We start from the raw sequence: 24,615 nt of genomic DNA on the forward strand, positions 1-24,615 counted from the left end.
CGCGTCGTCACGGCGAGCAGCCCGTGAGCCTTCACGACCGGCCATGACAGACGGCCACTGACGTCGGCGCGTGCGGCCCACCGTGCGCAGCCGTACAGGATGGGCTTGAGGACCGGCACGCGACCCACCGTGCACAGCCGCAAAAAATGGGCTTGAAGACCGGCACGCGACCCACTGTGCACGGCCGTAAAAATGGGCCTAGGGATGGGTGGAGAGGACGTGGAGGATGCGGTCGGCGGCGAGGGCGGGGTCGTCGGCCAGGCCGACGACCTCGCCCCATGACCACCGATAGAACCATCCTTCGGACATCGGCACGCAGTCGACCGTCTCCGCCAGCAGCGCCGTGTCGGGATCGCTGATCCGCAACACGGGCGGGTAGGGCCGGAGCGTGGCCGTCAGCCCGCGTTGCTCCAGCTCCGCGGCCAGCTTGCCGAGATAGTACGTGCGCGTGTGCTCGCGCGGCGTAGCCGACATGGCTCCATCAAAGCCGAAGTAAGACGAAAAATCCCGGTCAGTTGTTAATACGTTCGGCCTCGCGGCGCTGCTCCCGCTTGTAGACCAGCACCCGCAGAGGGATCGCCGCCACGAGCGCGATCTGCATGCTCGCGCCGATCTTGATCGGCATGTCGCCGCCCTCGGGCCAGGCCACCCAGAAGGTCAGGAACGCCACGTTCACCATGATCCAGCCAAGGACGCCCGCCAGGAGCTGCCCCTTCGGCTTGGGGTACTCGATCCGGCTGACCATCAGCCACGCCACGGCGAGCACGGCCAGCAGGGACCAGACGCTCGGCTGGAACAGCAGCACGATGGAGATCACGGTCATGGCCCCCATGGGGATGGGCAGGCCCATGAAGTCGCCGCTCTTGGTCTTGACGCAGGCGAACCTGGCCAGGCGTACGACGCCGGCCACCAGCACGGCCGCCGCCGCCCCGACCACCATCGGGAACGGCACCTCCTTGGTGAACCCGCCCCAGATCACGACCATGAACGCGGGCGCGAACCCGAAGCTGATGACGTCGGCCAGGTTGTCGAGCTCGGCGCCCATCGCGGAGGCTCGGAAGCGCCGCGCCACGAGGCCGTCGAACAGGTCGCACGTCGCGCCGATGAGCAGCAGCACGATGGCGGTGGCGAAAGAGCTGGGAACGGGCGTGAAATGACCGCCGGCGACCGTCAGCTGCTGGATCGCGGAGTAGGCCAGCACGCACACCGCGAGGAACCCGCAGACCGCGTTGCCCAGCGAGAGGGAGTCCGCGGCGGACAGGCGGAACGCCTTGCCGACGGGACCACGAGGTTCTTCCTCATCCGCCTGCCAACTGCCGGCGTCAGCCGCGGTCAATTCTGGTCACCCCCGCAACCGTCTTCTCACCCACGGACACCGCGGGAGAGATCCCTTCGGGAAGGTAGATGTCGACGCGCGAACCGAACCTGATGAGCCCGATCCGCTCGGCCTGCGCCACCTTCGCACCGCTGCTCACGTATGGCACGATCCTGCGCGCCACCGCGCCCGCGATCTGCACCATCTCGATGTCGCCCAGCGTGGTCTCGAAATGCCACACCACGCGTTCGTTCTGGTCGCTGTCCTTGTTGAACGCCGGCAGAAACCCACCTGCCACATGCTGCACGGAGGTGACATTTCCCGCAAGAGGGGCCCGATTGACGTGTACGTTCAGCGGGCTCATGAAGATCGCGACCCTGGTGCGGCCGTCCGGCCACGGGTCGATGCTCTGCACCACGCCGTCGGCGGGCGACAGGATGCGTCCCTCGCCGGGAGTGCGGTCAGGGTCGCGGAAGAACCAGAGCATACCGCCGGTGAGTGCGCTCAGCGGCACCGCCGCGAGCGCCCAGCGCCGGTCTCGGCGCGTCAGCAGCGCGGTGGCGGCCGCCGCGGCCACCGTCGGGAGGAGCCACGGGGAGACCCCGCGTGCGAGCCTGACGCGGCTCGACTTGGCAGAATCGTCTGACACGTACAACCTTTGATGGTGACTGGATTGGGCGCTTTGCCGTGATGTTACAGAACTAGCAACTATTACACGGCACAACTACACAAGCAAAGCGCCTCGAAGCCCTTTTCGCTAGACCTGCTCCGGGTGCGGTTCCTCGCCCTTGCGCGCGTCGATGCGGGCCTTGATCAGGCTGGCCACGGTGGTGATGACCATGGTGGCGCCGATGACCGAGAGCGACACCCAGATGGGAATTTCGGGCGCCCAGGAGACATGGCTGGCGTGCAACGCCTCCAATATCAGCTTAACCCCGATGAACCCCAGGATGAACGCCAAACCATAGCTGATGTAGACCAGTCGCTGCAGCAGCCCGCCCAGCAGGAAGTAGAGCTGACGCAATCCCATCAGGGCGAACGCGTTGGCCGTGAAGACGATGAACGGGTCCTTGGTGAGCCCGAAGATCGCCGGAATCGAGTCGAGCGCGAAGAGCAGGTCGGTGCTTCCGATCGCGACCATCACGATGAGCATCGGGGTCACCATGCGCCGGCCGTCGATCTTGACGGTGACCTTGGAGCCGACGTACCCGTCGGTGGTGGGGAAGGCCCTGCGCACCCACCGCAGCACGACGTTCTCGTTGAACTCCTCTTCCTCGCCCTTGAGGTGCTGGCGGATGAGGTTGATCGCGGTGTAGACGAGGAAGGCGCCGAACACGTAGAAGAGCCAGCTGAAGCGCTCCAGGGCGGCGGCCCCGAGCGCGATGAAGATACCGCGCATCACCAGCGCGAGCAGGATGCCCACGAGCAGCACCTTGTGCTGGTATTGGCGTGGCACGGCGAATCTGCTCATGATGATGAAGAAGATGAAGAGGTTGTCGACGCTCAAGCTGTATTCGGTGATGTAGCCGGCGAAGAACTCACCGGCCTTGTCTCCTCCGACCGTGGCCCACAGGAGCACTCCGAACACAATGGCGAGGGCGACATAGAAGGTCACCCAGTATCCGGCCTGCCGCATGGAGAACTCTCGGGCTTCTCCACGGTCGACTATCCACAAGTCAATGGCGAGGACGACAAGGAGACCGCCGATCACGGCGATCCAGGCCCACACGGGTACAGTCACGTCAAGACCCTCCGGCATGCACGACTCATTGCCGGAGGTCTCTCCCGCCCGCTGAAATCCGCGGACCGGCAGCCCCGGGGGCCCCGTGGAGCGGGGCTGCACCGTGATGACGAGGCTGTCGCGAAGGGATACTCCCCTCCCTAACCCAGGCAGTATATGAGAACCGTTCGGCGCGGCCTAATCATCCTTTGGATCTTGACCACCGTAAACGGCCAGCACGCTCTCGACGGCGTCGTCGTCCCCGGGCATCTCCAGCCCCCGCCGCGCGGCCGCCGCGGCGAGCGTTTCCGCAGCTCCGGGAGCTACGAGCGCCTGTACGGCCCGGCGCAGCGCCTCGACATCCCCGGGTGGAACCAAGATCCCAGCATCCCCCAAAATTTCTGGAATTCCACCCACATCGGATGCTATAGCCGGCGTTCCCGACATGAGCGCCTCGCGGAGGGTCAGCGGCTGGCCCTCCCACCGGCTCGGCATCACCAGCACGACGGCGGCCCCGAGCAGGTCGGGCACGTCGTCCCGGTTGCCCAGCAGCACCACGGGCAGGCTCTCGGCCTGGATCCTGCTCTGCAGCTCCCCGCGCAGCGGCCCGTCCCCCGCGACCACGAACAACGGCTGCTCGGACGGCCACGGCCCGGCGGCGACGTCGAGCAGCGTCTCGAGCCCCTTCTGCTGGGCCAGCCGGGCGATCGTCAGCAGCACCGGCCGGTCGCCCGCGCCCAGCTCGTCCCGGACCTGCCGCGGGGTGCGTGCCACCGGCCGGAGCCCGGGCGCGGGCACCACGGCGGCCCGCACGTCGCGGGCCCCGAGCCGGGCCATGCCCGCACCGAGATCCGGCGAGACGACGAGCACGTGATCGGCCAGCCGCGCCACGATGCGCTCCAGGACCCCGTAGACGAGCCCGACGAACCCTCCCGCGGTCAGCGCGTTGTGCAGGGTGACCACCAGTCGCGGCCCGCCCCGCTTCCCGAGGGCGGCCAGCGCCCCGGCCCGCAGCCCGTGGGCGTGTACGACGTCGGCGTCCCGGGTCAACCGCCTGATGACGAGCGCGGTGCGCAGGTCGTTCGCGGGGTGCGGCCGGTCCGAGACGGCCACCGCCGCGAACCGCGCCCCGGCACGACCGTAGGAGAACTGCTCCTCGACGCTGCGCGGCCCGATGACGGCCACCTGATGCCCGCGCCGCACCAGCCCTTCGACCAGCATCCGGACATACCTCCCGGTGCCGCCGGACGTGGTGCCCAGCACGAAAGCCACCCGCACAACCCGCTCCTTCCTCGCCGCTCCCGACCGCCGGGCCACAGAGCGGCCCGCTCAACCCGGCCCGCTCAGCCCGGCCCGCTCAACCCCGCCTGCTCAACCCCGCCCGTTCAACCCCGCCCGCCCGAGCCCGCCTGCTCTCAACCCCGCCCGCCCCGGCGCAGCAGCCCGGCCACGGCTTCGGCGTCGGCGCGATCGACCAGGGCCACGACCACGGCCCCCACCACGAGCGCGACGGCGGCGGCCAGGACGGTGGCCCCCACGTTGGGCCAGATGCCGCTCGCCCCGACCAGCCCCACCACGCCGGTCCCTGCCAGGTAGCCCAGGAAACCACCCCCGGCCGCCGCGGCCGCCGCCCGGGGCAGGCCCGCCACCGCCGCGCTCCCCCGGGTGCGAACCACGGAGCCGAGCAGCAGCGCCCCGCCCACGCTCATGCCGACGCTCATGCCGAGCGCCAGGCCGCCGATCTTCCACCCCCCGGGCAGCGCCAGCGCGAAGACCGCCTGCGCGACCGTCGCGACCACCCAGGCCGTCACGGTCCCGATGGCGACCTCCCGGCCGCGGCCGGCCGCGTAGAGGACCCGGCTCAGGTGAGCGATCAACCCGTATCCGACCAGGCCCGGCGCGAACAGCGCGATGGCGTGGGCCAGCTCGGACGGGTCCACCTGGGTCTTGATCCCGAGGAACACCACCGCTCCCGGCCCCGACGCGGCGGCCAGCACCCCGGCGGCCAGCCCGGACACCAGCACCACGGCCCGCGTGGTGCGCGCCGCCAGCTCGGCGAACGCCCGCGGCTCGCCGGCCTGCGCGGACAGCCGGGGGAACGCGCTGGTGGCGATGGGCACGGCCAGCACCGCGTACGGCACCAGGTAGATCGCCCACGCGTAGTTGTAGACGACGATGGCGCCGTTGCCGATCGCGTGATTGGACAGCACCAGCACCACGATCGTGGCGGCCTGCTGGGCGAGGAGCGCGGCGATCCCGGCGAAGGCGAGCCGGCGCACCTGCCCGGCCACCCCCTCGGGGAACCGCAGGGTGGGCCGCCACCTCAACCCCAGCCGGGCCGTGGGCCCGAGCACGGCCAGCACCAGGGACAGCACCCCCAGGCTGGTCCCCAGCGACAGCGCAAGCTCGGCCGGGCCCAACAGCGGCTTCGGGTTGCTGTCGCCACCGCTGAGCGGCACGAACAGCAGGTAGGCCACGATGACCACGATGCTGGACACGAGGGGCGCGCCCGCGGGCCCGGCGAAGCGCTTGTGCGCCTGCAGCACGCCGTAGAGCACGACGGCGACGCCGTAAAGAGGGATCTGGGGTGCGAAGACGACCAGCATCCGGGTGGCGACCGCCGTCACCGCGCCCATGTCGCACCCTTTGATCGGGGAGCCGAAGAACAGCCCGATGACCGGCCCGGCGAACAGCGCGGTGAGCACGGCCAGCGGGACGAGCACCACGACCACCCATGTCAGCAGCGCCGAGCTGATCCACCCCACCCGCTCGCCGGTCTCCCGGTCGTCGTCCGAGGACCGGGCGGCGAGCACCGGCACGACCATCCCGGCCAGGGCCCCGCCGACGACCACCTCGAACACGATGTTGGGGATCTGGTTGGCCGTCATGTAGGCGGTCGAGAGGCAGTTGGTCCCCACCGTCTGGGCGAAGGCGTACTGCTTGGCGAACCCGGCGACGCGTGCCAGCACCGTGATGGCCCCGATGAGCATGGCGCCGCCCGCGACCCCTCGCGCCGTCACCACTGCCACCCGGCCTCCCCAGCCCCGCGCCCGATCGCGCCGACGCAGAACATCCTGGCAGGTCGTACCGACAAGCGAGCGGTCACACAGGGTCGACCGGACGGCGGCCGAGCATGTCGAGGCGGTTGAGCACGGGGTTGCCGGCGATGACCTTGGTGAAGCTGACCTTCTCCGCGGCGGCGGTCAGCGCCACCACGGTGCCCAGCAGGACGTAGCGGCCCGGACGGCCCAGCTTGGTGACGGCGGCGAGCCCGAGCAGGGCGCCCAGGGAGTTGGCCCCGGCGTCGCCGAGCATGGCGCGCTCGCCGAGGTCGTCCGGCAGCAGCGCCGCGGCGGCCCCCAGCGGCACGGCGGCCAGCGCCGCGGCAGCGGGCGAGTCGCGGAAGAGGGAGGCGGCCAGCAGCGGGCCGCCGGTCAGCAGGCCCACCTTGATGGCCCGGCCGGGGCGCAGGTCGAAGAGGTTGGCGAGGTTGGCGGCGCCGGCGATGGCGGCGCCGTTGACCAGGGTGTCGACCGGTCCCTGCGAGACGAGGGCGGCGGCGCCGAGCCCGGTGGCGCCGATGCCGAGGATCTTGACGGCGCCGCTGGTGACCTCGCCTCGGGCGAGTGCGGTCAGGTGGCCCTTGAAGCCCTTGGACGACGTGGTGCCGTACAGGTCGTCGTAGGCGCCGAGCGCGCCGCTGCCCGCGCCCGCGACGAGCGCTGCCAGGCGCAACCGCCCCGGCAGGCCGGGCGTGAGCGCGGCCGCCGTGCTCGCACCGGCCACGAACGCGGGGCCTTCGAGCAGCGTGATGGGCTCGCCGCGGTGGTTCTTGCGCGTCCAGCGGCCGCTCAGGTCGGCCGGCTTGTTGCGGGTGAACGCGGCGTACGCGACCCGCGCGGCCGCGGCGCCGATCGCGGCACCGGCGAGCGCGTAGAGGAGGCCACGGGCCTGGGTGGCAGGCATGTCAGCTCCCTGACTGGGTGGTGGGGGACGGAGTGGCGGTCGTCACCGTGGGCAGCATCGCCGAGGCGCCCTTGCCGATGCCGTACTGGCCGGCACGCCCGTTGAGCTGCTCCCGGAGAGAGTAGACGATCGCGACCCGGCCCGCGGGCATGTCGGCGGTATCGACCGAGCTGACCCTCTTGGAGACCTCGCCGTCGTCGCGCAGGGCGGCGATCGGGTCGCCGGGCGCGGCGGGAGTCGCGACGGTCCCGGCCAGCACCGTGCCCTTGCCCGCCAGGTCGAGCCCACCGGCCACGGAGACGAGCGCGCCCGCCTGGACCTCGGCGCTCTCGCCCTCGTACGGCTTCTCCGGCGCGAGCATGACGGCGAGCGTGGCCCGCTTGACCGGGTCGCCGTCCGTGGTGAGCAGCCCGCCCGTCTCGAAGGAGCTGACGACATCGGTGGTGGCCGGGTTGGGGGTGTTGGCCTGCGCCTGGTCGGGGGTGACGAAGGCGGCCGAGAGCAGCATGGCGGCCCGGTCCCAGGAGGTGGCCGTGGCCGGGAAGATCATGTTGGCCGGCTTGAGCTGGTTGACCAGGCCGTCCAGCACGCCGACGCCCTTGGGGTCGAAGAACTTCTCCGTCAGCGAGGCCCGTCCGGAGATCTCCGCGCCCGCCTGCGTGAGCACCTGCTGCGCGGCCTCGCGAACGGTGGTGCTGGAGCCGGGCGTCTCGACGAGGAGCACCCGCTGGCCCGCCAGGTCACCCGCCACCAGGTCCGGCGTCAGGGCGGTGATGAGCGCGTCGTTGCCGGCCTCGCGGCCCTGGAGCGCGTCGAGCTGCGTCCGCAGCTCCTCCTTCGACTTGGTGAGCTGGGCGGCCACCTCCTGCGCCGACTTGACCGCGGGCTCCTGCAGCAGCGTGGTGCCCAGCACGATTCCCACCGCGAGCGCCAGGAAGATCGCGACGATGGAGACGAGGTGGTAGCGAAAATCGATCACGAGAAAAGTCCGACCAGCCAGAAGATGAAGGCGTTCCAGGCATCTTGCAGACCGTTCAGCCAGGTCTGGCCGATCGGTGAGAGGAAGAGCGCGACGCTCATCACGATGAGCGCCGTGATCACGAGCAGGAGCAGCTGCGGGGTGGAGATGCGGCTGCGGTAGAGCCTGCTCACGCCCTTGGCGTCGATGAGCTTGCTGCCGATGATCAGCCGGGTGAGGAACGTGCTGGCCATGCCCGGGCGCCCCTTGTCGAGGAACTCCTCCAGCGTCCCGTGGGTGCCCACGGCCACGATCAGCTCGGCGCCCTTGTCGTCCGCCAGGAGCATCGCGATGTCCTCGCTGGTGCCGGTGGCAGGGAAGATCACCGCCTCGCGGCCGAGCTGGTGGACGCGCTCCAGGCCCGGCGCCCTGCCGTCGCGGTAGGCGTGTACGACGAGCTCGGCGCCGCAGGTCAGGGCCTTGGTGGAGACGGAGTCGAAGTCGCCCACGATCACGTCGGGCAGGTAGCCGGCCTCCATGAGCGCGTCGGCCCCGCCGTCGACGCCGACAAGGACGGGACGGTATTCGCGGATGTAGGGGCGAAGGGTGGCGATGTCTTCCTTGTAGTGATACCCGCGCACCACGATGAGGACATGCCTGCCCTCCATGGGGGTGCGGATCTCAGGTACGCCGACTCCGTCGATGAGCAGCTTGCCCTCACCGCGGACGTACTCCATGGTGTTGACGGCGAAGGCCTCGATCTGCACGGCGAGCCCGGCGCGGGCCTCGGCCATGGCCGACTCGACGGCCTCGACGGTCTGCTCGCTGCCCTTGCCGACGATGTCGTCGTCGAGGTAGACCACGCCGTCGCTGACGCGTACGACGTCACCGTCCTTGACGCGTTCGAACAGCTCTTGATTGACGTTGTCGACGAACGGCACGCCCGCTTCGAGCAGAATCTGGGGCCCCAGGTTGGGGTAGCGGCCGCTGATACCGCAGGCGATGTTCACCACCGCTGCGGCACCGCATGCGACGAGCGCCTCCGCGCTGACCCGGTCAACGTCAACGTGGTCGATAATCGCAATTTCCCCGGGCTGGAGGCGCTTTGTCAGCCTCTTGGTCCGCCGGTCGATTCTCGCCACTGCCGTTACACCTGGAAGGTCTCCGACCTTCCGGCCGCGGAGGCCCGGCATCTTGCTTCCCGGAACCTTCATCAAGACCATCCTGCCAGAGCGAAACAGCGCAGAGGCCACGCATGACGCGGCGTGTCCACTATGTCACCCAGGATCACCTGTCTGCCGCGGCCAGCCCCAGGAGTTCTTCCGCGTGGGCTCTGCCCAATTCGGAGTCCTCCAAGCCCGCCAGCATGCGGGAGAGCTCGCGTACCCTGCCCTCGTGGTCGAGCGTGACCACGCCGCTGCGCACGACACTGCCGTCACTGGCCTTCTCGACCACCAGATGCTGGTCGGCGAACGCGGCGACCTGCGGCAGGTGAGTGACCACAATCACCTGCGCGGTGCGGGCGAGCCTGGCCAACCGGCGCCCGATCTCGACCGCGGCCTTGCCGCCGACCCCCGCGTCCACCTCGTCGAACACGAACGTCGGCACCGGGTCCGCCCCCGCGAACACCACCTCGATCGCGAGCATGACCCGGCTCAGCTCGCCGCCGGAGGCGCCCTTGTTGAGCGGCAGCGGCGGCGCGGCGGGGTGGGCGGCCATCCGGAGCTCCACCTCGTCGCGACCCTCGGGGCCGAACTCCTCGCTCTGGCTGAGCTGCACCACGACCCTGGCATGGGGCATGGCCAGCGCCGTCAGCTCCTCGGTCACGGCCCGGCCGAACCGCTCGGCGGCGTTCTCGCGCACCCTGGTGAGCTCGGCGGCCATATCGGTGAGCCGCGCGGTCAGCTCCTCGTGCTCGCGGGTCAGCTCCTCGATGCGCTCGTCATCGCCCTCCAGCTCGGCCAGCCGCGTGGCGGCCTGCTGTGCCCAGGCCAGGACACCCGCGCTGTCCTCCGCGTATTTCCTGATCAGCCCGGACAGCACGGAGCGGCGCTCCTGCACCGCCGCCAGCCGCGCCGGGTCGGCCTCGATCGACTCCGCGTAGGCCGCCAGGTCGGTGGCCACGTCGGAGATGAGGTAGCCGGCCTCGGCCAGCCGGTCGGCCACGGAGGCGAGCTGGGGGTCGAAGTCGCGTACGGCCTCCACGGCCGTACGCGCCTCGCCGAGCAGCGAGACCACGTCGTGGGGGCTTCCCGCCGCCTCCATGGGGTCGCCGAGCAGCGCGGTGTGCGCGGTGGTGGCGGCGCTGCGCAGCGCGTCGGCGTGCGAGAGCCGCTCCTCCTCGCCGCGCAGCTCGGTGTCCTCGCCCGGTTTGGGGTCGACCTTCTCGATCTCCTCCAGCCCGAACCGCAGCCGGTCGGCCTCCTGCGTCCGCTCCCTGGCCCTGGTGGTCAGCTCCTCGAGCAGCGCGCCGACCTGCTTGTGCCGCTTGTACGCCTGCGAGTACGCCCGCAGCGGCTTGACCAGCTCGTTTCCGGCATAACGGTCGAGCGACGCACGCTGCCTGGCCGGCTGGAGCAGCCGCTGCTGGTCCATCTGCCCGTGCACGGCCACCAGGTCGTCGGCGAGGTAGGTCAGGGTGCCGACGGGCACGGTGCGCCCGCCGAGCCAGGCTCTGGACCTGCCCTCGGCCGAGACGGTGCGCGAGATGATCAGCTCGCCGTCCTCGACCTCGCCGCCGATGTCCTCGACCTGCTGGGAGACGCGCCCGTCCGTCTTGATGACCAGCGTGCCCTCGACGCGCGCCCGATCGGCCCCCGGACGGATGCGCGAGGGGTCGGCCCGGCCGCCGAACAGCAGCCCGAGCCCGGTCACGACCATCGTCTTGCCCGCGCCGGTCTCGCCGGTGACCACGTTGAAGCCCGGCGAAAGCTCGAGCACGGCCTCGTCGATGACGCCGAGCCCCTGGATGCGGACCTCCTCGACCCTTGGTCGCACTGCCCACTCCCGTTCACTGCCGTGTCTGATGGTCACCCGCGCCGTCTCCGAACACGTGTGCCAACGTGTGCCCAGGCGATCCTACGCGGTCCCGCCTCCATTGACTCAGGGTCGCACCCTTCCGCGCCAGCCCTGAACAGGAAGCTCGAACTTGGCGACCAATCTGTCGGTGAACGGCGCGCCGCTGTTCTCCACGCCGTGCAGCCGAGCCAGGCGTACGGGCTCGGCGCCTCTGCGTACCTCGACCCGCGAGCCCGACGGCAACTCGAAGCGGCGCCGCCCGTCGCACCACAGGACGCCGCCCGGCGTCTCGGGCAGGATCTCGACGGCCAGCGTGGAACGCGGCGAGACCACCAACGGCCTGGCGAACAGCGCGTGCGCGCTGATGGGCACCATGAGCAGCGCCTCCACCTCCGGCCACACGACGGGCCCGCCCGCCGAGAAAGCATAGGCCGTCGAGCCCGTCGGGGTGGCGCAGATCACGCCGTCGCACCCCCACCGCGACAGGGGGCGGCCGTCGATCTCGGCGACCACCTCGAGCATGCGCTCCTGCTTCTCCACGGTCGCCTCGTTGAGCGCCCACGTGTCGGCGATCACCCGGCCGTTCTGCCTGGCGAGAACGTCGATGGTCATGCGCTCCTCGACGTCGTAGCGACCCGCCACGACGCTGTCGACCGCCTCGGCCAGGTCGGCGACCTCCGCCTCGGCCAGGAACCCGACATGCCCGAGATTGACCCCCAGCAGCGGCGTGCCCGCCGGCTTGGTCAGCTCGGCCGCGCGCAGCAGCGTGCCGTCGCCACCGAGCACGATCATGACCTCGGCGTCCTTGACCGCGCCCGGGTCTCCGGGCACCGTCTCCACGCCGCCGCAGCCGACCTCGGCGTACTCGGTCTCGAGCACCCTGACGTTGATTCCGGCGTCCACCAGCCGGTTGATGACCAGGCGAGCGCTCTCGACTGCGGCGTCACGCCCGGTGTGTACGGCGACCAGCACGGTCCGTTTCATTGCGGCCCTTCCGCGACGGCACGTTGGATCTCGGCTTCGAGGTCGGCGACAGCTGGCTCGCCCTCCCCTTTGCCCAGCCAGAGCAGATATTCGACATTTCCCGATGGTCCCGGCAACGGGCTGGCGGTCACACCGCGCACGGTCAGCCCCAGCTCCCGGGCCTTGGCGGCGGCATCGCTCACCGAACGCCTGCGCAACTCGGGATCGCGCACGACCCCACCCGCCCCGACGAGGTCTTTGCCCACCTCGAACTGCGGTTTGACCAGCATCACGAAATCGGCCCGCGGCGCGGCGACCGAGGCCAGAGCGGGCAGCACCAGCCGCAGCGAGATGAACGACAGGTCGCCCACGACCAGCGTGGGCGGCTCGCCGACCATCTCGGGGGTCAGGTCGCGTACGTTGACGCGCTCCATCACCGTCACCCGCTCATCGGTACGCAGCGACCAGGCCAGCTGGCCGTATCCCACGTCCACGGCGAGCACGTGACCGGCGCCGCGGCGCAGCAGCACGTCCGTGAACCCGCCGGTGGAGGCGCCCGCGTCGAGGCACCGCCGGCCCTCCACGCTCAGGTTCTCGAACGCTTCGAGCGCGCCGAGCAGTTTGTGCGCTCCTCGCGAAACGTAGTCGGGCCCGTCCTCCGACTCGGCCACCACGATGGCGGAGGCGGTCTCGACCTGGGTGGCGGGCTTGCGCGCCGCCTGGCCCCCGACGCTGACCCGGCCGGCCTCGATGAGCTGCGCGGCCTGCTCGCGCGACCTGGCCAGGCCCCGGCGTACCAGCTCGCTGTCGAGGCGGATCCGCCGGCTCACTGCTCTTCCACTGCGGTGGCCAGCGTGGACTCGAGCCCGGAGAACGCCTCGTCGAAGACCTGAACGTGCTCACTCACCGGCAGCTCGCCAAGGCGGCCCAGACCGGCCACGATGGCATCGACCCCCTCGTTGCCGGTCTCCTCCGGCAGCTCACTCATGACTCGACCGTAACGCCTCCCGCGAGCGCCCGGGACCTTGGCAGGCGTGTCACGCGTTGAAGCTCATACAGGGGTGCTACTGATGTGGAACGCTACCGTCCGCAAAGGGAAATGAAAGGATACGCATCATGGCAAGCGTCGAGGAGTGCCGGGCGGCACTGGTGAAGCTCGTCGCCCAGTTCGACGAGATCGACGAGCAGGATCGTGCCAAGCACGTGGTCGAGCGGACGGTCAGCTGCCGGGTTCCCGACCTCGACGTGATCTTCTACGGCCGACTGCACCACGGAGGGCTCGACCCGTTCACCGAGCGTCCACCATCGGACGGCAAGCCGGCGGACGTCAAGCTCACGATCGCGAGCGACGACCTGATCGCTCTGGTGGACGGGGAGCTGGATCTCGCTCGCGCGCTCCTCGGGGGACGAGTGAAGGTCGACGCCAGCTTCGGCGACCTCCTCCGCCTCCGCAGACTCCTCTAACGGAACCCGCCCACCCAACAAACCCACCACCCCACCCCAACAAACCCATCGCCACCCCAACAAGCCCATCACCCCACCCCAACGAACCCGCCACCCCAACCAACGAACCAGCCACCCTGCCCAGCTAACTGGCCGCCCTGCCCTCGGGCCCGCACACGACCCCAACCCTCCCCAGCCGCCCCCAAGGGCGGCTCACCACTCACCGCCTCTGAGGCCCCTGCCCGTCCTCCCTCCGTCTGCCCGCCCTCCCGAACGAAGCAGACCACCTGACGACCACCGACCGCGACCGGCATAGTCGCCACGATGGCACCACCTGCTGCCAGCCCACCCCTGACGCCAACTCCACCCCGCGCGCCCCAACCCCAGCAACACCACGCAGCCGAGACATCAGGTCGCCAACACCGGCCCGTCCAGCAGCAGCGACGCAGCAGCAAGCGGGGGCAGGCACCACCAACCAGCCCCGAGCAGACTCACCGCCTCCCTGCCCGCAACCCCGGCGGCAGCACAACCCCCAACGCCAGCCAGCCCTGAGCAGATTCACCGGCTCCCAGCCCGCACCCCCAGCAGGGCCGCACACGCCCCCAACGCCAACCAGCCCCACACCCACCGCCGCCACCCCAATCCCGGCGACGGCACGCAGCGGAGACATCCGAGCCAGTCCACCCGTCCAGCAGCAGCCACCACGGCAGCAGCGGTGCCGACGACCACGGCAGCGGCGGGGACAAGGACGGGGACCACAGCAGCGGCAGCAGCGGCAGCGAGAGGCAGCGAGAGGCAGCTTCAACCACCCAACACCCCTGCGCCAGATCCACCCGCCTGCCTCAACCCGGCAGCACTTCAGCGGGACCGGCGCACCCTCAACGGTGGCCCAGCCTTCGCGAACCTCAGCCCAGACGATCCAGCACGGGCTTCACAGCGTCCTCTTCGACCCGCCCTTCCCCAGCCACGGCCCACGCCGCGTCGCAGGCAGCCCGCAGCCCGTCAATCCGGCTCCCGTCGCCATCGAGCCGCAGCACGCCGTCCTGCCACCGAGCCCGCCACCCCCCGCAAGCCCCATCCCGCACCTCGGGATAAGACTCCAGCAACGTACGCAGATCCTCACCGATATAGGTGGGCCGATGACGCGGTCCCGCCGTCAGCACATCGACAGGCGTAGCCACCCCGGTCAACACCAGCAGGCTCTCAACCCCCGCGTTGGAGGCCCCCTCGATATCGGTGTCCAGCCGATCCCCCACAACCAACGGCCGCCGCGCCCCCGTACGGATCATGGACTCCCGATGCAACGGCGGATCAGGCTTACCCGCATAAACCGGCTCAACCCCGGTAGCCGTCGCGATCACCCGAACCATCGCCCCGTTCCCCGGCAACTCCCCTCGCCCGGTAGGCATCGTGCTGTCCCCGTTGGAGGCCACGAACAACGCCCCCTGCCGCACCGCCAGCGCCCCTTCCGACAGCAGCCCATACGACAGCCCGGGGGCGATCCCCTGCACCACGGCAACAGGCGACTCGGCGGCGGTAGAAACCGGCCGAAGCCCCCGATCCCGTAGGGCCAACCGCAACCCGGACCCTCCGACGACGAGCACGTTCGACCCAGGCGCCACCCTTTCGGCGACCAACCGGGCAGCGGCCTGAGCCGAAGTCACCACGTCGTCAGCCGAGGCCGGCGCCCCAAGCTCGCGAAGGTGAGTGGCGATGGCAGCAGGTGTACGAGAGGCGTTGTTGGTGACGTACGCCAGCCGCACCCCACGCCGCTGAGCCTCCTCCAACGCCGCCGGCGCCCCCGGCACCGCATGGCTGCCCAGATAGACCACACCGTCGAGGTCGAGCAGCAGGGTGTCATAGCCGTCGATCAGCACAGTGCCTCTCCCCGTTTGACTCTCACGCCGCGTGCGACTTTAGCGCCGCCGCAACCCTCACCCACACAAGGGCCGACCATTTCCACGCCCACCGCCCATGCACGTGGACACCCACCTCCACACCCCGCGCGCATAGGCAGGGACATCCATCCCTACATGCGCAAGGCAGCCAAGTTCAGATCCCACGCTCACACCGACCAACGCCCTCATCACAACGGCCGCAACCGCCGCACTCACGGCCGCCTTGTCGAGCCGACTGAGCCAGCGGCCCTTCCTCGCAGCCCAAACACACCCACCCCACAGCCCACCTAAGCTTCGCAACCCACCCTGGCTACATCGCCAGTCTGCTCACCATCGTCGGCACCGGGAGGCCAGCTCTCCACACCGCCGATCGCACAAGTGGTGTCCCACAACCACCAACCCCAGCTTGCAAACCGGAGCAGTCTTCACCCGCGCCGGGCGCCACGAGATCACCCAATGCCAACCTCACGGCCCACCACGCCCGCCCCCGCACCACAAGACATGACCGACGCCCCCGCTCCATCGCCAACCGCCGAACAGCGCGACGCCATTGCCGACCACTCGATCCCGCACGAGGACGACAAGAACGCCGCCTACCGCCCACTCACACACCAGGCCGACTCAAGCACCGAACCCTTGCCGGAACAACGCAAGGCATCGCTCAACACGCATCCCACACCCAGTACCACATAGCTCAGACAGCCAAAGAAGACGACCACAAGAGACCAGGGCGGCTCACCGACCCCCCACGTCCTCCGACTACATTTCGCGACGAGCTCGCAAGGTAGCGCGAACACTCTTCAAAGCCGACACATAATGCCGCTCATCCGGCCGCATGGCCACCGCGATGGCCAGAGGTTCCTGGGCCCCCTCCACATCCCCGGTCCGCCACAGCGACAACCCCAACCCAAAATAGGCATAATCCTCGGCCGGATTAGCATTCACGATCTGCCGGAAACTAGCAGCAGCCTCCGCGTACTGCCGTGAATTGAACTGCGCCCGAGCCAACGCCTCCAGAATGCTGCGCGATGCGGGTTCAGCCGCGGCAGCGCGCTCCAGCAACGCGGCAGCGGCAGCCGGGCTGCCCTCTTTCAGCAATCTCACCCCACGCTGATACCAATCGTAAACACCGCCCCCGGGAGCACCTGAATTCTCGTTCTGAACGTTTCCATCGTGGGCCATGCGTGGGGACTCCTTCATCGCTGAACGACGGACCCGCTTCGCCCTGCTACGAAACGGGCACGGGCTGCAACCATGGGGCGACTTCCGGGAGGGACAAGCATTTATGGGAGCATGCCCGGTATGGGGACTCCTGAACTGCCGATGCCGGACGGGCTGGTGCTGCGACCCTTCCGAGGGGTACGTTTCGCCGTCGAAGATCCCGCCAAGGTGACCTCCCCGCCATACGACCTGATCTCCGACGCCGACGTGGACGCCCTCCTGGACTCCCATCCGAACAACGTCGTCCGACTCATCCTTCCCCGCTCCCCCCGAGGCGATTCCTCCGTCAAACCACCAGCCCCCCATCGGCAACAGGAACCAAACCAAACACCCAGCACCGCACCCCACCGCCCGTCGGCTGACGGCGAGCCGACCACCACGCAGCAGCAGGCGTCCGTTCCTCCCACACCGTCCGACGCCGGGCTTGAAACCCGCTACGCCAAGGCGCGGGACACGTTGAGAGCCTGGCTGGACACGGGTGTCCTGGTGCCGGACGACGTTCCGGCGCTCTACGTGTACGAGCAGAGCGGGCCGAACGTGCTGCAACGCGGCTTGATCGGCGACGTGGGCCTGGCCGATCCGGGGCAGCGCATCATCCTCCCTCACGAGGACGTCATGCCGGGCCCCATCACCGACCGGCTCGCCCTCATGAGCACCACGCAGGCCAACCTCGAACCCATCTTCCTCCTCTACAACGGCGACAACGGCACGGCCACTCGCCTGGTGGACGAGGTGGCCTCGGAACGGCGCCCCCTCGTGTCCGCCCGCACTGAGGACGGCCTCACGCATCGCCTGTGGGCCATCACGGACACATCCGAGATCAACGCGATAAACGCCGACCTCCACGACCGCCAAGCCCTGATCGCCGACGGCCACCACCGGTATGCGACGTACCGCGTCCTCCAACGCCAGGAGCACGCCACCCACCGCTCGGCCCAGCCCGAGCAGCCGGTCGCCACCGCCACGAGACCGGAACCATTCGACATCCCACAGACGCAGCCGTCTCCACCGCGCACCGCCACGTCAGAAGCCCACCTCTCCCGGCCTGCCTCAAAGACCGAGTCACCTGGCGCTCAGGACGCAGAACCGTCCACCACCTCCAAGACCCAGCCACCCACTGCTCTGGAGCCAGAACCATCCAGCGTCTCAAAGGCGCTGTCATCCACCGCCGTAGAGGCAGAACCGGTGGCCGTCCCCAAGACCCACCCGCTCCGCACCACCACGCCTCCAGCGACCACTCGAGAAGCCGAGCAGCCCGCCATCACCTCAGCAACTCGACCCGACGCCACGGCTGAGACCCCGTCGGCTTCCTCTGACGTCGAACCAGCGGCTCAACCACCTCATCCCGCCATCCCTTCGGAATCACAGACTTCTTCCCCCAGCGGGAACCTCGATCAGGATAGGAAGCCGCCGATCCCTGACATCCCCCAGGTCTCCGGGACCGATGGTGTCGCCGACAAGGCCGGATCTGGGCGCTCAGGCGGCGGCCGCTCGACGCCGGAACCCGTGGTCGGGCCGTGGGACTTCGGGCTGGCCCTGCTCGTCGACTCCACCGCGTACCCGCCCAATCTGCAGGCCATCCACCGCGTGATCCCCGGGCTCCCCCTCGCCGAGGCGGTCGCCAAGGCCAGGGGCGCGTGGCGCGTTCACGACTTCGACGACTTGGCGCAGGGCCTGGCCGCCCTGAAGGAGGCTGCGGAGCCGGCCTTCCTGCTCGGCGGGGAGGGCGGCACGCACCTGCTCACCAACCCCGACCCGGTGCAGCTCGCCCGCGCCATGCCGCCCGACCACTCCGAGCGCTGGAACTCCCTCAATACCTCCATCCTCACGGAGTTCGTCCTGCCCAAGGTGTGGGGCATGCGCGATGACGAGCAGGCCGTACGCATCGTCCATCACGACACGGACGCCGCGGTGCGACTGGCCATCCGCACCGGCGGCACCGCAGTGCTCCTCAAGCCGCTCGCGGTCGACGACGTACTGGCCGTCGCTGCGGGCGGCGAACGAGTCCCCCGCAAGTCCACCTCCTTCGGTCCGAAGCCCAGGACCGGCCTGGTCCTCCGTACGTTCGCCATCGACTGACGCAGCCGTCTCCTCCCAACCGCGGCGCATGATTCTTCACGACCGCCGACGTCCGCCGTCTGCGCGGCGAGCGTAAGGACGTCCCCGCCGTCCATAAAGCGCTGCACAGCGGCTCCTGCGAGAACCACCCGTGGGCTGCGGGGCTCACGGAACGGTGCAACACCCAGCACGACCGCCCAGCCACGGACAGCCCCGATCAATGGCCAGCGCAGCCACCCGCCAGCGAGCGCGGCCCGGCGGAACGACTCCACGTGATGACCGCGAGCACCACCGCTGACCGCGGCGGCCAGTTTCGTGCTCTCCGTCGACGGACGGCCGAGGAAATCCACGCCCGCGACAGGCCGGCCCGCCACCCCACGAGAGGGCGCTGTCCACGACCGGGCGAGGCTCCGGCGGTCTCCGCGCACGCCAACCCTCCGCGCCCGGTGGGTCAGCTTGCTGGGGCGAGGTAGACCACTTGGCGGGGGATCAGGGCGGCGAGGCTTCCGTGAGCGCTGTAGGTGGGGCTGTCCGGAAGGTCGCTGGGGAGGGGAACGTCAGCTTCGTACGGTCTGGCGGAGCTCACCTCCACCTCATACCGCCAGATCTTGGCCGCGGACGGGCCGAAGACACGGCAGCGGAAGGATCCGGTCACCTCCATGTAGTCGCGGGGTTTGAGGCCGCGAACTGTGGCCGCCGTCTCCGGGTCGAAGGTGACGCACGGGATGCTGTCGGTCAGTGCGGCTCCGCGTCGGTTGCGGCGGCGGCGCACGATGATGCGCCACTTCGCCACGGTGTCGCCGCTGGGCAAGGAGTGCTCCTCGACCCCCGCCGACAGCCGGCCTACCAGCAGGACTTCGTTTCGGTCCACTGTCGTCCTCCTATCGGTGCTCTGGTGGAGATCACTATCTACGATGAGGAGGAGGCCGGATCGGCTGGAATGCCGTTCTGGGGACAGCTGCTGGAGGCTCGGGAGTTCCTGTGGATAACATCACCGCGTTGGGTGGCGACGTCTATGAGATCGACACCAAAATGGCTGGATACACGGGTATCACGGCCGGCTATCTGATTTTGGGGGATCGGCCGTGCCTCGTGGAGACGGGCACCTCGACCTCGGCCCCTGTGGTGCGCGATGCGCTGGCCTCGCTCGGTGTCGGCCCGGAGGACCTGGCCACCGTCGTGGTGACGCACATTCATCTGGATCACGCCGGTGGCGTGGGCGACATCGCCAAGTTCTTCCCGTCCGCGCAGATCGTCGTACACGAGAAGGGCGCCCGCCATCTGGCGGACCCGTCACGGTTGATGGCCAGTGCGCGGATGGTGTGGGGTGACAAGCTCGACACACTATTTGGTGAGCTGTCGCCCACCGAGGCCGAACGCATCGTGGCCCTCGGCGACACCGGGGCCATCGACCTGGGCAACGGACGCACGCTGAACAGCCACTACTCCCCTGGGCACGCGAAACACCACGTGGGCCTGATCGACTCCGCCACCGGTGACCTGTACGTCGGCGACGCGGCCGGCGTCTACCTCCCCGAAACAGGCGATCTCCGTCCCGCGACGCCGCCGCCGGACTTCGACCTGGAGACGGCGCTCGATTCGATCGCGTTGTTCGAGGCGCTTGGGCCGCAACGGCTGCTGTTCAGCCACTATGGGCCGGTCGATGCCGTACAGGAGACTTTGGAGCGGTCTGCGGAGGAGCTTCGCATCTGGGTTGATCTCACTCGGCAGGCTCATGCTGAGGGGATGGATCTGGACCACGCCGTCGCCATGGTCAGGGATCGCACCAAGGATCGCTATCGGGCGTTGGAGGCTGCTGGTGGGGAGGATGGGGCGGCGGAGCAACTCGAGATGTTGAGTGGTGCTCCGTCGAACGTGGCGGGGATCCTCCACTGGCTCAACCGCGTCTCACCGTAGTCGCGTGTTGCGGGAGGTGCCGGGAGATGGGGGCGGGGCGGATGTCCCCGCCGTCGCCCGGCCGGTACCCGCTTTCGGCGCCTGGCCAGTAAATCTCGCCACAAAAGCCGTGTGTGTTGGGGGTCTCAGCGTCATGCGTAGGGGTGCGTCGTGCCCCCGTGCGTATGGCGGTTCTCGGCGTCATACGTGTGTCAGGGGGCGTCGTGCTCCCGTGTGTGGCGGTTCTTGGCGTCGTATGGGTCAGGGGGCGTCGTGCCGTTGCACGTGTACCGACTTCGTCGACGTCAGATTCCCTAGGTCACGCGTGTACGGGGCTCCTCGCAAGTCAACGCTACGCAGGATTTCTCGCCGTCAAAGACTTGCGCGATTTCTCGCCGGGAGAGCGGTCCGGGACTTCACGCGGTCGGATACGTATGGGATCTCAGGGCCGATGGACGTGAGCTGGGTTCCTCGGCGCAGTACGAGGGCCGAGTTCCTCGGCATCAATCGCGCGAGGGATTCTCACGATCATGCCGTACAGGATTCCCCGGCGGACCGGATGGGCGGGCGTTCGCCATCGGATGAGACCGTGAGCGGCCGCCCACCCGTCCCCGCCGTACCGGACCGGCTTGACCGTCGGATGACGGCGGTATCGGTCCGGGTACGGCGGGGACGTGGCGTCAGTCGTCGGACTTGCGCTTGACGTCCGAGGCGGGTTCGTCGGACTCGTCGTTGAGCGCGTCTCCGAAGTTGGGCTCGATGAACGCCGGGGTGATGCTCGGCGCCTCGGCCTGCTTCGGGGCCTCCTGAGCAGGCCGCTCAGTCTGCTCCTCGGCAGCGTCGGCGGGACCGGGCTGCTCGGGCGCTTCGGCCGGGGCAGCCTGCTGCCCGCGATCCGATGCGTCCGCGGGGGCGGCTTCTCGCGACTCCTCATCCAGTACGTCTGCCGAGGCCGCCTCCTGCGGCTCCTCGTCCAGAACGTCCGCCGGCTGCTCTTCCAGGACGTCGGCCGGCGCCGCTTCCCGCGACTCCTCCTCGGCCGGGGCCGTTTCCGGGGACTCCTCATCGACCACGTCGGCGGGTGCCTCGTCCGAGACGTTCTCCGGGGAGGCCAGGAGGTCGCCGGCTTCGGCCAGGGCTGTGGCGTCATCCACGTCCTCGGCCGCCTCTGCTGCCTCGGCCGCGCCGGCGTCGTCGAAGTCGTCCTCGTAGTCGAACTCCTCCTCGACGTCTTCGATGACGGACCCGGTCAGCTCGGCATAGCGTTCGGCCGCTTCCGTCTCCCCATCCTCGTCGAAGGCCATCGCCCGCCCGAACCAGTCCGTAGCCGCCTCCTGGTGCCCGGCCTCGGCCAGAGCGTCCGCATACGCGAACGCCAACCGTGCCGACCACGGCCTGGGCTGCGGGTCACGCAGCTCGGGGAGGCGCTGCAGGGTGATCACGGCGGCGTCGAGCTGGCCCAGGTCACGCCGGGCGCCGGACTCGACGATGGTCAGCTCGATGCGTCCGGCGCGGTCGAGGCGTTCGGCCTCTGGCGAACGTACGAGGTCAAGCGCCCGCTCCGGACGGCCGAGACCGCGCTCGCAGTCGGCCATGACCGGCAGATACGCGTCAGAGCCCGTCATCCTCCTGGCCGCGCGCAGATCGCTCAGCGCCTCGGAGAAGTGTCCCGCGCGGTAGGCAACGATGCCCGCGGCCTCCCGTACGACACCGATCCTGGCCGCGAACCTGCGTGCCACCTTCGTGTGCTCGTGCGCCCGGTCGGGGTCGTCGTCCTCGAGCGCCCGTTCGGCGGCGACGAGGTGCCGGCCCACCAGCTCGGCGAGGTCGCCGGGCAGGGAGCGCAGTTCCTCGCGGACTTCCTTGTCGAGCTCGTCCGCGGTGATGTCGGGCGCGACCTCGGGCAGCTTCTCGCGCTGCGGGGCCTCGGCGTCACGGTCGGACCTGCCGTACCTGGCGCGGGTGCCCGAGGAGTCGGGGCGCTCGCCGCGGTCGTCCCGCGAGAACGGCCGCGAGTCCCGGCGGGGACCGAAGCCACCTTCGCGACGGTCGCCGCCGCCACGCGGCCCGCGGTCGCCCTCGCGCCTGCCACCGAATCCGCCTTCACGACGCGGACCCCGGTCCTCCCGGAACCCGCCCTCACGCCGGTCGCCGTAGCCGCCTTCCCGGCGGGGGCTGCGGTCGTCCCTCGAGAACGGACGCGAGCCTTCGCGCTGGGGGCCACCCCCGCCCTCACGCCGGTCACCGTAACCGCCCTCGCGACGGGGGCCGCGGTCATCCCGATCCCGGAACGAACGACGCTCCTCACCCTCACGGCGCGGACCACGATCGTCGCGGAACCCGCCTTCGCGGCGCGGACCACGATCATCGCGGAACCCGCCCTCACGGCGCGGACCACGATCATCGCGGAACCCGCCTTCGCGGCGCGGACCACGATCGTCACGGAACCCGCCCTCACGGCGCGGACCACGATCATCGCGGAACCCACCTTCGCGGCGCGGCCCTCGATCGTCACGAGACCCGGTCTCACGGCGGTCGCCGTACCGGCGCTCGCCGAAGCCACCCTCGCGGCGCGGGCCGCGGTCCTCACGGGAGCCGCCCTCACGACGGTCGCCGTACCTGCCTTCGCGCCGGTCGCCGGACCCGCCCTCACGACGAGGACCGCGATCATCCCGATCCCGGAACGGACGACGCTCGTCACCCTCGCGACGGGGGCCGCGATCGTCGCGGTCCCGGTAGGTACGACGATCGTCACTCCGCGGCCCGCGATCATCACCCTCGCGTCGAGGGCCACGGCTGTCGCCGAAGCCGCCCTCACGACGCGGGCCGCGGTCCTCACGGAACCCGCCTTCGCGGCGCGGTCCACGGTCGTCGCGGAAGCCACCCTCACGACGCGGACCACGATCGTCACGGAACCCGCCCTCACGGCGCGGACCCCGATCATCGCGGAAGCCACCCTCACGACGCGGACCACGATCGTCACGCGACCCGCCCTCGCGGCGGTCACCGTACCGGCGCTCGCTGAAGCCACCCTCGCGGCGCGGGCCGCGGTCCTCACGGAAGCCGCCCTCACGACGGTCCCCATACCTGCCCTCGCGCCGCTCGCCGAAACCGCCCTCACGACGGGGCCCACGGTCATCCCGGTCCCCGAACGAACGACGCTCGTCACCCTCACGACGCGGGCCGCGATCGTCCCTATATCCGTCATCGCGCCGCGGCGTCCTGTCTCCACGACCGTAGGAGCGCGACCTGTCGTCGGAACGGAACGGACGGTCGCCGCCGGAGTCTCGCCCGCGAGAGCCGTACCCGCCGCTCCCGCCGCTCCTGCCGCCTCCGCTGGAGCGCCTGTCCCCATAGTCGCCGCGCCCGCGCTGTCCGCCGTCCGATCCGTTATCACTGTTCACTTCTGGTCCATTTCGTTGGCTCACTCAGCGGACTCTTAACGACGGTCCACCGTGGCTGGTCGCCGCCTCTCGGGCCTTACGCGACGAAGGCCACCTGTGGGGTGGCCCGGTTCCTTCCAGCCTAGCAAGCCCCAGTACGTCCATGAGCCCGGACGCAAGCCATATATCGGCGTGACCAGAAACGCACGGTCAGCGAGGGTGTTCGTACTGTCACCAAGCCTCGCGGAAATCTTGATCCGTGAACGGGATTCGCCGAACTTGCCACTCTGCCGTCGGGGCGGCCAAGGCCCCGTCGTCTGTCAACGAAGGTGCTCGAATTGCAGAACAGCGCACAGCTGCGCTGTTAGCGCACGGCACAGCTACAGAAATGTGGCCTAGGAAACCGATGTGGCCAGTGAGTGGAAGGGCGGGCAGCCGGCCGCGCGAGGGAAGGCCTCACAGCTCCCACCACAGCCGGCACAGCACACAAAAAAAAGGGGGTCCGACGCCCAAGGCGTCGAACCCCCTCAAAGATTGTCCGGCGGCGACCTACTCTCCCACACCCTCCCGAGTGCAGTACCATCGGCGCAGAGAAGCTTAACTTCCGGGTTCGGAATGTAACCGGGTGTTTCCTTCCCGCCATAACCGCCGTAACCCTCCGAAACACACAAGCACAACCGCTTGCTGTCTCAGAATCACATAATGGACGCGAGCAACGACTAGAAAAGTCTGCTTTGTGGTCAAGTCCTCGGCCTATTAGTACCGGTCAGCTCCAC

The 24,615-nt window shown here is 69.6% G+C and carries 21 protein-coding genes and 1 rRNA gene; 4 read left to right on the forward strand and 18 right to left on the reverse strand.

The window, feature by feature from the left end:
- Positions 1-198: 198 nt before the first annotated feature.
- From ACWDX9_RS38695 to ACWDX9_RS38755, 13 genes are all read right to left on the reverse strand, one after another.
- Positions 199-474: a hypothetical protein gene (locus ACWDX9_RS38695; RefSeq protein WP_449963307.1), complete on the reverse strand. Its 276-nt coding sequence runs from the start codon at positions 472-474 to the stop codon at positions 199-201.
- Positions 475-511: 37 nt separating this feature from the next.
- Positions 512-1,336 carry a CDP-diacylglycerol--serine O-phosphatidyltransferase gene (gene pssA, locus ACWDX9_RS38700; protein ID WP_350739917.1) on the reverse strand — a complete coding sequence of 275 codons (825 nt, stop codon included), beginning with the start codon at positions 1,334-1,336 and terminating at the stop codon, positions 512-514.
- Positions 1,323-1,964 carry a phosphatidylserine decarboxylase gene (locus ACWDX9_RS38705; protein WP_364855059.1) on the reverse strand — a complete coding sequence of 214 codons (642 nt, stop codon included), beginning with the start codon at positions 1,962-1,964 and terminating at the stop codon, positions 1,323-1,325. Before ACWDX9_RS38705 ends, pssA begins: the two co-directional genes overlap by 14 nt.
- A gap of 108 nt (positions 1,965-2,072) precedes the next feature.
- A complete protein-coding gene (locus ACWDX9_RS38710) occupies positions 2,073-3,056 on the reverse strand; it encodes a TerC family protein (protein WP_185077015.1) in 984 nt (327 codons plus the stop codon).
- 177 nt (positions 3,057-3,233) lie between these two features.
- Positions 3,234-4,313, reverse strand: a complete 1,080-nt coding sequence (locus tag ACWDX9_RS38715) for a glycosyltransferase family 4 protein (protein ID WP_449963311.1) — start codon at positions 4,311-4,313, stop codon at positions 3,234-3,236.
- Positions 4,314-4,450: 137 nt separating this feature from the next.
- Positions 4,451-6,064 (reverse strand): murein biosynthesis integral membrane protein MurJ, encoded by a 1,614-nt coding sequence (gene murJ / locus ACWDX9_RS38720; RefSeq protein ID WP_449963314.1) that lies wholly within the window; start codon positions 6,062-6,064, stop codon positions 4,451-4,453.
- Between the two features lie 73 nt (positions 6,065-6,137).
- Positions 6,138-7,001: a hypothetical protein gene (locus ACWDX9_RS38725; RefSeq protein WP_355200592.1), complete on the reverse strand. Its 864-nt coding sequence runs from the start codon at positions 6,999-7,001 to the stop codon at positions 6,138-6,140.
- Position 7,002: 1 nt separating this feature from the next.
- Positions 7,003-7,980, reverse strand: a complete 978-nt coding sequence (locus tag ACWDX9_RS38730) for a copper transporter (RefSeq protein ID WP_449963317.1) — start codon at positions 7,978-7,980, stop codon at positions 7,003-7,005.
- Positions 7,977-9,173: a putative cytokinetic ring protein SteA gene (gene steA, locus ACWDX9_RS38735; RefSeq protein ID WP_449963320.1), complete on the reverse strand. Its 1,197-nt coding sequence runs from the start codon at positions 9,171-9,173 to the stop codon at positions 7,977-7,979. Before steA ends, ACWDX9_RS38730 begins: the two co-directional genes overlap by 4 nt.
- A 73-nt stretch (positions 9,174-9,246) precedes the next feature.
- On the reverse strand, positions 9,247-10,956 hold the full coding sequence (gene recN / locus ACWDX9_RS38740) for a DNA repair protein RecN (RefSeq protein ID WP_449963323.1): 1,710 nt from the start codon (positions 10,954-10,956) through the stop codon (positions 9,247-9,249).
- Positions 10,957-11,061: 105 nt separating this feature from the next.
- On the reverse strand, positions 11,062-11,961 hold the full coding sequence (locus ACWDX9_RS38745) for an NAD kinase (protein WP_363970093.1): 900 nt from the start codon (positions 11,959-11,961) through the stop codon (positions 11,062-11,064).
- Entirely contained in the window at positions 11,958-12,770 is an 813-nt protein-coding gene (locus tag ACWDX9_RS38750; RefSeq protein ID WP_350739891.1) for a TlyA family RNA methyltransferase, read from the reverse strand. Before ACWDX9_RS38750 ends, ACWDX9_RS38745 begins: the two co-directional genes overlap by 4 nt.
- On the reverse strand, positions 12,767-12,928 hold the full coding sequence (locus tag ACWDX9_RS38755) for a hypothetical protein (protein ID WP_449963328.1): 162 nt from the start codon (positions 12,926-12,928) through the stop codon (positions 12,767-12,769). Before ACWDX9_RS38755 ends, ACWDX9_RS38750 begins: the two co-directional genes overlap by 4 nt.
- A 128-nt stretch (positions 12,929-13,056) precedes the next feature.
- On the opposite strand from ACWDX9_RS38755, the gene ACWDX9_RS38760 reads away from it, so the two are divergent.
- Positions 13,057-13,404 carry an SCP2 sterol-binding domain-containing protein gene (locus tag ACWDX9_RS38760; RefSeq protein WP_350739886.1) on the forward strand — a complete coding sequence of 116 codons (348 nt, stop codon included), beginning with the start codon at positions 13,057-13,059 and terminating at the stop codon, positions 13,402-13,404.
- 884 nt (positions 13,405-14,288) lie between these two features.
- Here ACWDX9_RS38760 and ACWDX9_RS38765 read toward each other — a convergent pair.
- Positions 14,289-15,260, reverse strand: coding sequence for an HAD-IIA family hydrolase (locus tag ACWDX9_RS38765; protein WP_449963331.1), 972 nt, complete (start codon positions 15,258-15,260; stop codon positions 14,289-14,291).
- Positions 15,261-16,040: 780 nt separating this feature from the next.
- Complete coding sequence (locus ACWDX9_RS38770) at positions 16,041-16,463, reverse strand: tetratricopeptide repeat protein (RefSeq protein WP_350739880.1); 423 nt, start codon at positions 16,461-16,463, stop codon at positions 16,041-16,043.
- A gap of 120 nt (positions 16,464-16,583) precedes the next feature.
- Here ACWDX9_RS38770 and ACWDX9_RS38775 point away from each other — a divergent pair, with 120 nt between their 5' ends.
- On the forward strand, positions 16,584-18,581 hold the full coding sequence (locus tag ACWDX9_RS38775) for a DUF1015 family protein (protein WP_449963334.1): 1,998 nt from the start codon (positions 16,584-16,586) through the stop codon (positions 18,579-18,581).
- A 430-nt stretch (positions 18,582-19,011) separates the two neighbouring features.
- Here the strand turns inward: ACWDX9_RS38775 and ACWDX9_RS38780 are convergent, their stop codons facing one another.
- Positions 19,012-19,431, reverse strand: coding sequence for a single-stranded DNA-binding protein (locus ACWDX9_RS38780; protein ID WP_449963337.1), 420 nt, complete (start codon positions 19,429-19,431; stop codon positions 19,012-19,014).
- 110 nt (positions 19,432-19,541) lie between these two features.
- Here ACWDX9_RS38780 and ACWDX9_RS38785 point away from each other — a divergent pair, with 110 nt between their 5' ends.
- Entirely contained in the window at positions 19,542-20,477 is a 936-nt protein-coding gene (locus ACWDX9_RS38785) for an MBL fold metallo-hydrolase (RefSeq protein ID WP_449963340.1), read from the forward strand.
- A gap of 659 nt (positions 20,478-21,136) precedes the next feature.
- On the opposite strand, the gene ACWDX9_RS38790 is transcribed toward ACWDX9_RS38785, so the two are convergent.
- The gene (locus ACWDX9_RS38790; RefSeq protein ID WP_449963343.1) at positions 21,137-22,270 is read right to left on the reverse strand and encodes a hypothetical protein; all 1,134 of its coding nucleotides are present in this window, start codon (positions 22,268-22,270) and stop codon (positions 21,137-21,139) included.
- On the opposite strand from ACWDX9_RS38790, the gene ACWDX9_RS38795 reads away from it, so the two are divergent.
- On the forward strand, positions 22,208-23,899 hold the full coding sequence (locus tag ACWDX9_RS38795; RefSeq protein ID WP_449963345.1) for a hypothetical protein: 1,692 nt from the start codon (positions 22,208-22,210) through the stop codon (positions 23,897-23,899). The genes ACWDX9_RS38790 and ACWDX9_RS38795 overlap by 63 nt on opposite strands.
- 476 nt (positions 23,900-24,375) lie before the next feature.
- Here ACWDX9_RS38795 and rrf read toward each other — a convergent pair.
- Positions 24,376-24,492 (reverse strand): 5S ribosomal RNA (rrf, locus tag ACWDX9_RS38800).
- Between the last annotated feature and the right edge of the window lie 123 nt (positions 24,493-24,615).

The organism is Nonomuraea sp. NPDC003201, from assembly GCF_053590415.1.

Excerpts from the sequence above, each read along its gene's own strand:
- ACWDX9_RS38695 (WP_449963307.1), bottom strand. The coding sequence starts at position 474 with ATGTCGGCTACGCCGCGCGAGCACACGCGCACGTACTATCTCGGCAAG.
- ACWDX9_RS38725 (WP_355200592.1), bottom strand. The coding sequence starts at position 7,001 with ATGCCTGCCACCCAGGCCCGTGGCCTCCTCTACGCGCTCGCCGGTGCC.
- steA (WP_449963320.1), bottom strand. The coding sequence starts at position 9,173 with ATGAAGGTTCCGGGAAGCAAGATGCCGGGCCTCCGCGGCCGGAAGGTC.
- ACWDX9_RS38745 (WP_363970093.1), bottom strand. The coding sequence starts at position 11,961 with ATGAAACGGACCGTGCTGGTCGCCGTACACACCGGGCGTGACGCCGCA.
- ACWDX9_RS38755 (WP_449963328.1), bottom strand. The coding sequence starts at position 12,928 with ATGAGTGAGCTGCCGGAGGAGACCGGCAACGAGGGGGTCGATGCCATC.
- ACWDX9_RS38760 (WP_350739886.1), top strand. The coding sequence starts at position 13,057 with ATGGCAAGCGTCGAGGAGTGCCGGGCGGCACTGGTGAAGCTCGTCGCC.
- ACWDX9_RS38770 (WP_350739880.1), bottom strand. The coding sequence starts at position 16,463 with ATGGCCCACGATGGAAACGTTCAGAACGAGAATTCAGGTGCTCCCGGG.
- ACWDX9_RS38775 (WP_449963334.1), top strand. The coding sequence starts at position 16,584 with ATGGGGACTCCTGAACTGCCGATGCCGGACGGGCTGGTGCTGCGACCC.